Here is a 13222-nt window from a genome sequence, read left to right on the forward strand (position 1 = left end):
GAATTATTGTAATTCTCTTTTAGTTAACTCTGTAGCAATTCTTGCTACAGTTTTTCTTAAGCTGCGTAACTCTAATGGATTTTCCAATGGAGTTATGGCGTGAGCCATCTTAAGATCAGTATAATTTTTCTTCAACGCCCCTAGCTTTTCTTGTAAGTCAGCTGTTGATAATTCTTTAATTTCTGATTGTTTCATGATCTAATAGAATTAAGCGTTATAATCAAAATCTCTTGCTATTACAAACTTCGTTTTTACAGGAAGTTTTTGCGCTGCTAAACGTAAAGCTTCTTTTGCTACTTCCATTGGTACTCCACCAATTTCAAACAAAATTCTACCTGGTTTTACAACTGCTACAAAATGGTCAGGTGCACCTTTACCTTTACCCATACGTACCTCTAATGGTTTCTTAGTGATAGGTTTATCTGGGAAAATTTTAATCCAAAGTTGCCCCTCTCTTTTCATATAACGAGTTGCCGCAATACGAGCTGCCTCAATTTGACGAGAGGTAAGTAAGTTCTGGTCTAATGATTTGATACCAAACATTCCGTTAGAAAGTTCAGTACCTCTACCAGAGTTACCTTTCATATTTCCTTTCGCCTTCTGTACCTTACGGTATTTTACTCTTTTTGGCTGTAACATTGTTAATTTCTTTTAAAAATTATTTTCTTCTGCGAGGTTGACGTTTACCACCACCTTTGTTTCCACTACCTTTTTGCTTAGATAGTCCAACTAATGGAGATAATTCACGTTTTCCATAAACCTCACCTTTCATAATCCATACTTTCACACCGATTCTTCCGTATGTAGTATGTGCTTCAACAAGTGCATAATCGATATCTGCTCTAAAGGTAGAAAGAGGAATTCTTCCTTCTTTGTAATGCTCAGAACGTGCCATTTCAGCTCCGTTTAAACGACCTGATAATTGCACTTTAATTCCTTCTGCATTCATTCTCATTGCAGCTGCGATTGCCATTTTAGTAGCTCGCTTGTAAGAAATTCTGTTTTCGATTTGACGAGCAACACTAGCTGCAACTAATTTTGCATCTAATTCTGGGCGTTTAATTTCGAAAATGTTGATTTGAACTTCTTTACCAGTAATTTTCTTAAGCTCTTCTTTTAACTTGTCTACCTCTTGACCTCCTTTACCAATAATGATACCTGGACGTGCAGTAGTGATAGTAACGGTTACAAGTTTTAAAGTACGCTCAATAATAACTCTTGATACACTTGCTTTAGATAATCTAGCATATAAATACTTTCTTATCTTATCATCTTCAGCAATCTTATCTCCGTAGTCATTTCCACCATACCAGTTAGATTCCCATCCTCTGATAATTCCTAAACGATTTCCTATTGGATTTGTCTTTTGTCCCATTTCTACTTTGATTAATTACTGTTATTTTTAGTTCCTAACTCTAAAGTTACGTGGTTAGAACGCTTACGAATTCTATGTGCACGACCTTGTGGAGCTGGTCTTAACCTTTTTAACATACCTGCGCTATCAACACAAATTGATTTTACGTATAATCCAGCATCTTCGATACTTGCATCTTCATTTTTAGCTTGCCAGTTAGCAATAGCTGATAATAATAACTTTTCTAAGTTACGTGATGCTTCTTTTGAACTGAATTTTAAGATTTGTAAAGCTTTTTCAACTTCTACTCCTCTTACTAAATCTGCTACCAAGCGCATTTTTCTTGGTGATGTAGGACAATTAGTTAATTTAGCAAAAGCTCTAGACTTTCTAGCTTCTTTTAACTGTGTTGCCATGTTATGTTTACGACTTCCCATAATTTCCTACTATTTTTTACCTTTATTTTTTGCACCAGCGTGTCCTCTAAATGAGCGTGTTGGTGAAAATTCGCCTAATTTATGACCTACCATGTTTTCAGTAACGTAAACTGGTACAAACTGACGTCCGTTGTGAACTGCAATTGTTTGTCCTACGAAATCAGGGGTAATCATACTTGCTCTAGACCAAGTTTTGATAACTGACTTACTACCTGCTTCTACGTTAGCTAACACTTTTTTCTCTAACTTATAGTGAACGTAAGGTCCTTTTTTTAATGATCTTGCCATGGTTTATTATTTCTTTCTACGTTCTACGATATACTTATTACTAGCTTTGGTCTTTGATCTAGTCTTATATCCTTTAGCAGGAATACCGTTTCTAGATCTTGGATGCCCTCCAGAAGAACGTCCTTCACCACCTCCCATTGGGTGATCAACTGGGTTCATTCTTACTGCGTTAGTTCTTGGTCTTCTTCCTAACCATCTACTTCTACCTGCTTTACCTGAAACTAATAATTGGTGGTCTGAATTAGACACTACTCCAATTGTAGCCATACAAGTTAATAAGATAAATCTTGTTTCTCCAGAAGGCAACTTAACTGTTGCGTATTTACCTTCTTTTGCAACTAATTGAGCAAAAGCTCCAGCAGAACGAGCCATAACAGCTCCTTGACCTGGATGTAACTCTATACAAGAAATTGTAGTACCTAAAGGAATCTCACTTAAGTACATAGCATTACCAACTTCTGGTGCTACTTCTTTTCCTGAAATGATTGTTTGACCTACTTTTAATCCGTTTTGTGCAATTACATAACGTTTTTCACCATCAGCATAACTAACTAATGCAATAAATGCAGTACGGTTTGGATCGTACTCGATAGTTTTTACTGTTGCAGGAATACCTTGCTTATCTCTTTTAAAATCGATAATACGGTATTTTTGTTTATGACCTCCACCGATGTTACGTGTAGTCATTCTACCCTGATTGTTTCGACCTCCAGATCGTTTTTTCGGAGCTAATAAAGATTTCTCCGGCTTATCAGTAGTAATGGTGTCGAACCCATTTACAACTCTAAAACGCTGACCTGGTGTTATTGGTTTTAATTTTCTAACTGACATTCTGTCTTTTCTTAAAGATTGTTATAAAAATCAATAGTTTCTCCTTCAGCTAACTGAACGATTGCTTTCTTGTACCCACTTGTTATCCCTGTAACTAAACCTTTTTTAGTGTATTTAGTTTTTCTTTGAATAGGATAGTTCATTGTTTTTACAGATTCAATCGCTACACCATAAGTAGCCTCAACAGCTCCTTTGATTTCTAATTTGTTAGCTTTTTTATTTACAACAAATGTATAACGGTTATTTAACTCGCTATCATTTGTAGCTTTTTCTGTAATAATAGGTTTAATTAAAATACTCATCTTGTTCCCTATTTACTTAAATTAGACTCAATTCCTTCTAAAGAGCTTTCAGAAATAACTACTTTACTAGCATTTAAAACGCTATATGTGTTAATACCTGAAGCATCTACTACTTTAGAACCTTTTAAGTTACGAGATGATAAGTAAACATTCTTACTTTCTTCACCTAATACGAATAAAGACTTTTTAGAGTCTAATTCTAAAGCTTTTAATACATTGATAAACTCTTTAGTTCTTGGAGCTTCAAAATTGAAATCTTCTACAACTACTAAATTGTTTTCTTTTGCTTGAATACTTAAAGCTGATTTACGTGCTAAACGCTTTAAGTTTTTATTTAACTTAAAAGAATAGTTTCTTGGTCTTGGACCAAACATACGTCCACCACCTCTAAAAACACCAGACTTGATACTACCCGCACGAGCTGTACCAGTTCCTTTTTGTTTTTTAATCTTTCTTGTACTACCAGCAATCTCAGCTCTTTCTTTCGATTTATGAGTACCTTGTCTTTGATTAGCCAAATACTGCTTTACATCTAAATAAATTGCGTGATCATTTGGCTCAATTCCGAATACCTCGCTAGAAAGTTCAACTTTTCTACCAGTATCTTTTCCTGTAATATCTAATACTGCTACTTTCATTATTTCTCGATAGTTACATAAGCGTTTTTGTGACCAGGAATAGCTCCTTTTACTACGATAAGATTCTTATCTGCAACCACTTTTAAAACTCTTAAATTTTGAACTTTTACTTTGTCTCCACCCATACGACCTGCCATGCGCATTCCTTTGAATACTCTTGCAGGGTAAGATGCTGCACCAATTGAACCTGGAGCTCTTAAACGGTTATGCTGACCGTGAGTTGCTTGTCCAACTCCGGCAAAACCATGACGTTTAACAACACCTTGAAAACCTTTACCTTTAGAAACTCCTGATACATCAACGAATTCCCCTTCAGCAAAGTGTTCAACAGTAATTGAGTCACCTAATTTGTACTCACCTTCGAATCCTTGAAATTCAATGACTTTTCTTTTAGCAGATGTACCAGCTTTTTTAAAGTGACCATCTAAAGCTTTATTAGAGCTTTTTGCTTTTTTGTCATCGAAACCAAGTTGTAACGCGTTATAGCCGTCAACCTCTTCGGTTCTGACTTGGGTAACAACGCAAGGACCTGCTTCGATTACAGTACAAGGAATATTCTTCCCGTTCTCATCGAATAAGCTGGTCATTCCTACTTTTCTTCCTATTAACCCAGACATATTTGTTAATTTTCAGACGATTAGATATTTTTTATCCAGCGCGTCTATTAATAAAATAAATATTTGAAACAAATGTTTCTTATTTTTCCTTTAAATTTCTCAAAAAAAAAGAGCGAAAACATCTTCACTCTCTGAATTTGTTTTTTACCGTTTTTCCTTCGCGAAACCCTCAGGACATGTAATTTCTGAATACTTTCCAGAAATTTTCACACTCCGAAACCAAAATTTCGGTGTGCAAAAATAAAAAAAACTTTCGGCTTAACAAAATTAAACCGAAAGTTATTGATTTACTTATACTTTGATCTCAACTTCAACTCCACTTGGTAACTCAAGTTTCATTAACGCATCAATAGTTTTTGAAGAAGAACTATAAATGTCTAATAATCTCTTGTAAGCAGATAATTGAAATTGCTCTCTTGATTTTTTGTTTACGTGTGGTGAACGTAATACTGTAAAAATCTTTTTATTTGTTGGTAAAGGAATTGGACCGTTTACAACAGCTCCAGTACTCTTTACTGTCTTTACGATTTTTTCAGCAGACTTGTCTACTAAATTATAATCGTAAGATTTTAACTTTATTCTAATTTTTTGACTCATCTTAATTAACCTTTAGCGTTTGCGATTACTTCTTCTGAAATGTTACTTGGAGTTTCTGCATAGTGAGAGAATTCCATAGTAGAAGTTGCTCTACCAGAAGATAATGTTCTTAATGATGTTACATAACCGAACATTTCTGATAATGGTACCGTAGCTTTTACAACTTTTGACCCTGCTCTATCTGACATATCAGATACTTGACCACGACGTCTGTTTAAATCCCCAACGATATCACCCATGTTTTCTTCAGGTGTTAACACTTCTAATTTCATGATTGGCTCCATGATTACAGCTCTTGCAGCTTTTGCAGCAGCTTTATAACCCATTTTAGCAGCTAATTCAAATGATAATTGATCAGAATCTACAGGGTGGAAAGATCCATCCTTTAAAGTGATTTTCATCGAATCCATTTCATAACCAGCTAAAGGACCATTTTTCATTGCTTCTTTGAATCCTTTTTCTACAGATGGAACAAATTCTTTAGGAATGTTACCACCTTTAATAGTAGATTCAAACTGTAATCCTGTTACACCTTCATCTGCAGGCTCCATAGTAAATACAATATCAGCAAACTTACCACGTCCACCAGATTGCTTTTTATAAACTTCTCTGTGATCTGCGACAGCTGTTAAAGCTTCTTTGTACTCTACTTGTGGTTGTCCTTGATTTACTTCAACCTTAAACTCACGTTTTAAACGGTCAACAATAATATCTAAGTGTAACTCACCCATACCTGAAATTACAGTTTGCCCTGAAGCTTCATCTGTTTTCACAGTAAATGTTGGGTCTTCTTCTGCTAACTTAGCTAAAGACATTCCTAATTTATCAACGTCAGCTTTAGTTTTAGGCTCAACAGCGATACCAATTACAGGATCTGGAAAATCCATAGATTCCAAAACAATAGGATGTTTTTCATCAGACATAGTATCTCCAGTCTTGATATCTTTAAATCCTACCGCCGCTCCAATATCACCTGCTTCGATATAATCGATTGCATTTTGCTTGTTAGAGTGCATTTGATAGATACGAGAAATACGCTCCTTTTTACCTGAACGGTTATTTAAGATGTAAGAACCAGCATCTAAACGACCTGAATACGCACGGAAGAATGCTAAACGACCAACAAAAGGATCGGTAGCAATTTTAAATGCTAAAGCTGAAAATGGTGCTTTTGCATCTGGCTTACGAATTTCTTCTTCGCCTGTATCAGGGTTAGTACCTATAATATTCTCTCTATCTACAGGAGAAGGTAAATAACGACATACAGCATCTAATAAAAACTGTACCCCTTTATTTTTAAATGAAGATCCACAAACCATAGGAATTATAGACATATCCATTACAGCAGCTCTAAGTGCAGCATGCACTTCTTCTTCTGTAATAGAATCTTCATCTTCCATGTATTTTTCTAATAAGTTTTCGTCATAAGCAGCAACCTCTTCGATTAACTTACCACGTAACTCACGAGCTTCTTCTTTTAATTCTTCTGGAATATCTACAACATCAAAAGTTGATCCGTAGTTATCATCATGCCATACAATAGCACGGTTCTTAACTAAATCAACAATACCTCTAAAATCTGCTTCATCACCAATATTTAATACGATTGGCACTGCATTAGATTTTAACATATCTTTTACCTGTTGACATACTGCTAAAAAGTTAGCACCTTGACGGTCCATCTTATTAACAAATCCAATACGAGGTACTTTATAGTTATCAGCTAAACGCCAGTTAGTTTCAGACTGTGGCTCAACTCCATCAACTGCAGAGAATAAGAACACTAATCCATCTAATACACGTAACGAACGGTTCACCTCTACAGTAAAATCAACGTGACCTGGAGTATCAATTATATTAAAGTGATAATCTTTAGTCTCAGGCAATGGCTTTGCATTCTCTAAAGGAAACTGCCAAGTACAAGTAGTAGCTGCAGAAGTAATTGTAATACCTCTTTCAGCTTCTTGCTCCATCCAGTCCATTGTAGAAGCACCATCATGCACCTCTCCGATTTTATGAGAAACTCCTGTATAGAAAAGAACACGTTCAGTTGTTGTAGTTTTTCCTGCATCAATATGCGCAGCAATACCTATGTTTCTTGTAAATTTTAAATCTCTACTCATTTCTATTAAAATCTAAAGTGTGAGAATGCCTTGTTAGCTTCAGCCATTTTGTGAGTATCTACTCTTTTCTTAACAGCAGCACCTTCTTCTTTAGCAGCAGCTAATACTTCTGCAGCTAAACGTTGTGCCATTGTTTTTTCATTACGCTTACGCGCATACGAAATCATCCATTTGATTGCCATAGAAACCTTACGGTCTGGACGAATTTGCATTGGAATTTGAAATGTTGCTCCACCTACTCTACGAGAACGAACTTCTACGTGAGGCATCACATTGGACAAACCATCTTTCCAAATTTCTAAAGCTGACTTCTCTTCGTCAGTTTTCTTTTCATTTACGATATCCATTGCATCGTAAAACACTTTGAATGCTACAGATTTCTTACCGTCCCACATTAAGTTATTCACAAAACGTGTAACTAATTGATCATTGAATCTAGGATCCGGTAACAAAACTCTTTTTTTAGCTCTTCTTTTCCTCATGTCTTTACATTAAAAAAGTTACTAATTAATTTTTACTTTTTGTCTTTAGGGCGTTTTGCACCGTACTTAGATCTACGTTGGGTTCTACCCTCAACTCCTGCAGTATCTAATGCTCCACGTACCACGTGATATTTAACACCTGGTAAATCTTTTACCCTTCCACCTCTAACTAATACTATCGAGTGCTCTTGCAAGTTATGTCCTTCACCTGGGATATACGCGTTGATTTCGTTACCGTTTGTTAATCTTACCCTTGCTACCTTACGCATTGCTGAGTTAGGTTTCTTAGGTGTAGTGGTATACACACGCGTACAAACTCCACGTCTTTGAGGACATGATTGTAATGCAGCCGATTTACTCTTCTTAGTTATTTTGGTTCTTCCTTTACGAACTAATTGTTGAATAGTTGGCATACTAAATTATTACTTGTTTTTAATTTGTACTTAAATTACTCTAATTTTAAGAGTGTGCAAATGTACGATAATTTTCTAATTATTCAAATATCAAGAAGTTATTTTTCAAAAACAACACACAACTCTATCATTAATTATACCACCTTTCTCTAAATTCTTTTATCAATATTATCAAAACATAAAAAAAAGACAACAAACCTTTATTAAATCAAGTGTTAATAAACTAAATAATTCTCAAAAAAAACAACAAAGACTAACCTTAACACAAAAACAATATCTTATTTTTAGAATAATTTAACAAATACCTTGTTTTTTTAAGTTTTATTTATGATTTTTGACTCAATTAATTCAAATAATTACATAATGAAAACAAAGTTTAATGGAATTTTAACGCTACTATTTGCGTTGATTGTGCAAATATCCTTTGCTCAAGAAAAAATGATTTCAGGTACAGTTTCTGACGAAACAGGCCCACTACCTGGAGTTACAATATTAAAAAAAGGAAGTACAATAGGTACTGAAACTGATTTTGACGGAAAATTTTCTATCAAAGCCTTTACTGGAGATATTCTTATTTTCAGTTTTGTTGGAATGAAAACTACAGAAAAAACAGTTGGAAACTCTAACACCATAAACGTATCAATGACTAACGACAATGTACTTGATGAAGTTGTTGTTACTGCTTTAGGCCAATCAAGAAGTGAAAGAGCCTTAGCTTTTGCCGCTCCTAAAGTAAAGTCAGACGAACTAAACGCTGCACAAAATGATAATGCCGTTAGTGCTTTATCAGGTAAAGTTGCTGGATTAAAGATCAACTCTCCTTCTGGAAACCTAGGTGGATCTCAAAGAATTTTAATTAGAGGAACAAACTCTGTTACAGGAGAAAACCAACCTCTTTTTGTTATTGATGGTATCCCTATGGACAATTCTAATTTCAATACTGAAGACGCTCAAAGAGGAGCTGGTGGTATTGATTTTGGTAGTACAATTAACGATATAGACCCCAACAACATAGAAACTGTAACCGTATTGAAAGGTGCAGCAGCAGCTTTGTATGGATCTAGAGCATCTAACGGTGTTATTTTGATAACAACAAAAACTGGTAAAAATTCAAAGAAATTAGGAGTGAACATTAATTCATCTATTACTTTTTCGGAAGTTGCTATATTACCTAAATTACAAAGAGAATATGGTGGTGGTTCTATAATTTCTGATGCAGATGGTGGTAGAAATGGCTTTGCCACACAAACAATCAATGGCACTGAGTATATGCTAGTTGCTTATGACACAGATGAGAGCTGGGGGCCTAAATACGACCCAAATTTAAAGGTTTTACACTGGGACGCTTTCGATCAAGCTAGCTTTCCTAATGATTATTTAAAACCACGAGCATGGGTTGCTCCTGAAAATGATGTAGACTCTTTCTTCAAAACCGGTATTGCAACAAACAACAACATAACTTTAACTTCTGCTACTGATAAAGGAAACGTATTATTCTCAGCAGGATTACAAGAGAGCACAGGTATTGTTCCAAACACTGAGGTTAATCGTCACTTTGCTAAATTCAGCATAAACCAAAAATTATCAGACAAATTAACAGCTGTAAGCACTATTAACTATGTACAAACATCTGGAACAAGACCTGTTATAGGTTATGACGATAATAGCGTGACTCAAAAATTCTTTCAATGGGGACAAAGACAATTGGACTACAAAAGACTACAGAAGTATAAAAATGATGATGGTACTCAAAGAACTTGGAATAGAATTGCTTGGAATGACGCTAGACCAAACTATTCTGACAACCCATATTGGACTGCAAACGAAAACCTTCCAACCGACAATAGAACTCGTGTTTACGGAAACGCTAGTTTAAGCTATCAAATCACTGATGACTTAAGTGTTAAGGGGAGTATTTATGCAGATACATATAATTTTAGAAACTCAGAGAGAGTTGCTATAGGTTCTCAAGCTCAATCTCAATACCTAGAGAGAACTTATGATTTTAAAGAATATAACTACGAATTTACAGCAAATTATAAAAAAGATATTTCTAACAACTTCAAACTCTCAGCTTTATTTGGAGCAAATAAAAGAAATAATACTTTGAATTACAGAATGAACCAAACCACTGGAGGATTATCTGTTCCTAACATATACAATATGAATAATAGTTTAGGATTATTAGTAAAAGACTCAGATAATTCTCAAAAAGTTGTAAACAGCCTATTCGGAAGTGTTAGCTTAGCTTTTGCTAATCAATTATTTATCGATTTGACTGCAAGGAATGATTGGTCTTCTACTTTACCAGAAGATAACAATTCTTATTTTTATCCTTCAGCTTCCTTAGCTTGGGTTTTTAATGATGTTCTTCTACCTAATGTTGATTGGTTTAACTACGGTAAATTAAGATTAGGATGGGCTCAAGTAGGTAACGACACCAACCCTTATCGAATTATTAGAACCTTATCTTTAGATGATTCTTTCAAAGGAGACGGTAGAGTTACAGTACCTTCAAGATTATTAAACCCTAATTTAAAAAATGAAACTACTACTACTTGGGAAGTAGGTGCTGAATTAAACTTCTTAAATAGACGTGTAAATCTTGACGTTACTTATTATAACAATGAAACAACAGATCAAATCATACCTGTAGACCTTTCTTTTGGTTCTGGCTATGGTTCTCAATGGATTAATGCTGGTAAAATGACTAACAAAGGTATAGAGGTTCAATTAGGCTTAAAACCTATTGTTAGTGAAAATTTTAAATGGGATATTGATTTAAATTTTGCTAAAAACGAAAACTTATTAGTTGAATTACAAGATGGTTTAAGCTCAATACTTTTATCAAACGCTCCGTTTCAAGCTCAATTAGCTGCTACCGTGGGAAATCCCTATGCTACCATTATGGGAACCGACTTCATTTATGATGATCAAGGTAATAAAGTTATTAACAGCAATGGAGCTTATGCAGCTACGAGAGATCTTGTCCCATTAGGAAACACTAATCCTGACTTCACAGCTGGTTTACGTAACTCTTTTAAATACAAAAATTTTGATTTAGGGGTCTTAATAGAAATGAGTAAAGGTGGTAAATATTTCTCTACAACACATCAATGGGGTATGTACTCTGGTATGTTACAAGGAACTGTTGATAATAACATTAGAGAGGATGGTATAGTATTACCTGGGGTAACTGGAACTATTACTTATAACGATAACGGCAACAGCTACACTGTTACAAACACAGCTCCTAATACTACAAGAATTTCAGCAGCAGATTACGGTGCTTATCATTATGGTGGTAACGGTACTCCTGATGCTCAAAATGTTTTTGACGCTGACTTCTATAAATTAAGAGAGATCTCTCTTGGTTACACTTTTAAAGGAGAGTTTTTAAAAGTTTTTGATAAAGCTAGACTTAGTTTCTTTGGTAGAAATTTATATACATGGGGGCTTGATTATGACGGTATTGATCCAGAAACAGTATCGACTGGCTCAGGCAATATTCAAGGTTTAGAAGGTGGTTTACAACCTTCTGTAAGATCTTTTGGTATGAACTTAAACTTATCTTTCTAAATAATAAAATAAGATGAAAAAAATAAAATATATATTCGCTTCACTTTTGCTAAGTTCATTTTTAGCATGTGATACAGATTACATTATCGATCCTGATAATCCAGAGGTAGCCCCTTCAACACATTTAGTAACTAGTGCTCAATTCGATTTAGCCTATGAATTAAATGATCAATGGACAGGAGCTAGAGGAACCCTAGGATTTGCTCAATATTGGGCTGAAACATTCTATACTGACGAAAATAGATACGCACTTAGAACATCCCAAATAGATGATTTATGGGAGTGGCCTTATCGTATTTTAACTGACTTAAAAAAAGCTATAGAATTAGTAGAAGACCCTCAAACTTCTGACTTAATGGCTACTTATGGCGATAATAACAATCAAATACAAGCTTCAAGAATAATGATGGCTTTTACATTTTCTAAATTAGTTGATACTTTTGGTGACGCCCCTTATTGGAGTTATGGACAAAGAGATAATGCTGCTTTTGAAGGATTACGACTAGAAGAAGGAGTAACAAGCCCTGCTTATACTGACGCTCAAACTATTTATGAAGATCTTTTAGCAGAATTACTAGATGCTGCCAATAAAATGGACGATTCTAAAACAGTATTTAATAACGGGGATCATTTATATGATGGGAATCCTGATAAATGGATTTCTTTTGCTCATTCAATACGACTTAGATTAGCTGCCCATATTAGTGGTATAAACAATGCTTTAGCTATGCAAGTTTTTAATGAATCTGATTCAAAAGCTTTTAATTCTAGTGCTGATGAAGCAAATTTCACTTATGGTTTAGATGATATCACTGGAGGTCCTTGGCATCAAGCATTTACAGTAGAAGCAAGAAGAGATTTTGGGCCTGCACTATCTTTTACAGAGTTATTATATAATCGAGTAGGTCCTTTTACTTCAATTACTGAAGAAGACCCTCGAACAACTCAATATTTTGACACTCGCTTAGGAACTACTGAAATAGTAGGTTTACCATATGGCTTTGGAAATGCTACAGCTAGAGCTGTGAGTGACGAAGGAATTCCTAGTTCAGATATAATCAAGCAAAACTACAAGCAACCTATGCTTACTTATTCTGAGATAGAATTTATTAGATCTGAATTCAATGGATGGAATCAAGCTAATTACGAGAACGGAGTAAAAGCTTCAATGGTGTTCTGGGGTGTATCAAATACTGATGCTGATTCTTATATAGCTAATTTACCTGCAGCTAATCAAGAAACTGTTTTAACCCAAAAATACATAGCTCTCTATATGGACGGTTTAGAAGCATGGACAGAATACAGAAGAACTGGCTACCCTAATACATTAACTGTTCCAGGTGACACTTATGGTTCTGCTACATTTACCACTCTTGTACCTGATTTGAATACAATACCTAATAGAGTTACTTATCCTCAAAAGGAGCAGTTATTAAATAATTCTAATTGGGATACTGCTAGACAAGGGCTCTCTGATGGAGATACTATGATGTCTAAATTATTTTGGGATGTAAATTAATATATTATAATCTAAAACAAACACATTTATTAAAACGCCCTG

General features: G+C 34.8%; 15 protein-coding genes. 2 read left to right on the forward strand and 13 right to left on the reverse strand.

Annotated features, from left to right (window positions below):
* Nucleotides 1-3 precede the first annotated feature (3 nt).
* From rpmC to rpsL, 13 genes are all read right to left on the reverse strand, one after another.
* Complete coding sequence (gene rpmC, locus ACQYZ7_RS08710; RefSeq protein WP_028890733.1) at nt 4-195, reverse strand: 50S ribosomal protein L29; 192 nt, start codon at nt 193-195, stop codon at nt 4-6.
* A 12-nt stretch (nt 196-207) separates the two neighbouring features.
* Entirely contained in the window at nt 208-639 is a 432-nt protein-coding gene (gene rplP / locus ACQYZ7_RS08715) for a 50S ribosomal protein L16 (RefSeq protein WP_115900430.1), read from the reverse strand.
* A gap of 19 nt (nt 640-658) precedes the next feature.
* Nucleotides 659-1375, reverse strand: a complete 717-nt coding sequence (gene rpsC, locus ACQYZ7_RS08720; RefSeq protein WP_115900429.1) for a 30S ribosomal protein S3 — start codon at nt 1373-1375, stop codon at nt 659-661.
* Nucleotides 1376-1386: 11 nt separating this feature from the next.
* The gene (rplV, locus tag ACQYZ7_RS08725) at nt 1387-1791 is read right to left on the reverse strand and encodes a 50S ribosomal protein L22 (protein WP_115900428.1); all 405 of its coding nucleotides are present in this window, start codon (nt 1789-1791) and stop codon (nt 1387-1389) included.
* Nucleotides 1792-1800: 9 nt separating this feature from the next.
* On the reverse strand, nt 1801-2079 hold the full coding sequence (gene rpsS / locus ACQYZ7_RS08730) for a 30S ribosomal protein S19 (protein WP_028890729.1): 279 nt from the start codon (nt 2077-2079) through the stop codon (nt 1801-1803).
* Between the two features lie 6 nt (nt 2080-2085).
* Nucleotides 2086-2910, reverse strand: coding sequence for a 50S ribosomal protein L2 (gene rplB / locus ACQYZ7_RS08735; protein ID WP_430729374.1), 825 nt, complete (start codon nt 2908-2910; stop codon nt 2086-2088).
* A gap of 11 nt (nt 2911-2921) precedes the next feature.
* Complete coding sequence (rplW, locus tag ACQYZ7_RS08740; protein ID WP_115900426.1) at nt 2922-3212, reverse strand: 50S ribosomal protein L23; 291 nt, start codon at nt 3210-3212, stop codon at nt 2922-2924.
* Nucleotides 3213-3220: 8 nt separating this feature from the next.
* Nucleotides 3221-3850 carry a 50S ribosomal protein L4 gene (gene rplD / locus ACQYZ7_RS08745; RefSeq protein WP_430729375.1) on the reverse strand — a complete coding sequence of 210 codons (630 nt, stop codon included), beginning with the start codon at nt 3848-3850 and terminating at the stop codon, nt 3221-3223.
* Nucleotides 3850-4467, reverse strand: a complete 618-nt coding sequence (rplC, locus tag ACQYZ7_RS08750; RefSeq protein WP_430729376.1) for a 50S ribosomal protein L3 — start codon at nt 4465-4467, stop codon at nt 3850-3852. The genes rplD and rplC overlap by 1 nt, the downstream gene beginning before the upstream one ends.
* Before the next feature lie 291 nt (nt 4468-4758).
* A complete protein-coding gene (gene rpsJ, locus ACQYZ7_RS08755; RefSeq protein ID WP_024740605.1) occupies nt 4759-5064 on the reverse strand; it encodes a 30S ribosomal protein S10 in 306 nt (101 codons plus the stop codon).
* Between the two features lie 5 nt (nt 5065-5069).
* Nucleotides 5070-7187, reverse strand: coding sequence for an elongation factor G (gene fusA / locus ACQYZ7_RS08760; protein WP_430729377.1), 2118 nt, complete (start codon nt 7185-7187; stop codon nt 5070-5072).
* A gap of 5 nt (nt 7188-7192) precedes the next feature.
* Nucleotides 7193-7669 carry a 30S ribosomal protein S7 gene (gene rpsG, locus ACQYZ7_RS08765; RefSeq protein WP_100925426.1) on the reverse strand — a complete coding sequence of 159 codons (477 nt, stop codon included), beginning with the start codon at nt 7667-7669 and terminating at the stop codon, nt 7193-7195.
* 32 nt (nt 7670-7701) lie between these two features.
* Nucleotides 7702-8082: a 30S ribosomal protein S12 gene (rpsL, locus tag ACQYZ7_RS08770; protein WP_115900422.1), complete on the reverse strand. Its 381-nt coding sequence runs from the start codon at nt 8080-8082 to the stop codon at nt 7702-7704.
* 363 nt (nt 8083-8445) lie between these two features.
* Here rpsL and ACQYZ7_RS08775 point away from each other — a divergent pair, with 363 nt between their 5' ends.
* Nucleotides 8446-11661: a SusC/RagA family TonB-linked outer membrane protein gene (locus ACQYZ7_RS08775; protein ID WP_430729378.1), complete on the forward strand. Its 3216-nt coding sequence runs from the start codon at nt 8446-8448 to the stop codon at nt 11659-11661.
* 13 nt (nt 11662-11674) lie between these two features.
* Nucleotides 11675-13180, forward strand: coding sequence for a SusD/RagB family nutrient-binding outer membrane lipoprotein (locus tag ACQYZ7_RS08780; protein ID WP_430729379.1), 1506 nt, complete (start codon nt 11675-11677; stop codon nt 13178-13180).
* The last annotated feature ends 42 nt before the right edge of the window (nt 13181-13222 follow it).

The sequence above is a fragment of the Tenacibaculum sp. SDUM215027 genome, from assembly GCF_050566205.1.
Taxonomy (GTDB): Bacteria; Bacteroidota; Bacteroidia; order Flavobacteriales; family Flavobacteriaceae; genus Polaribacter.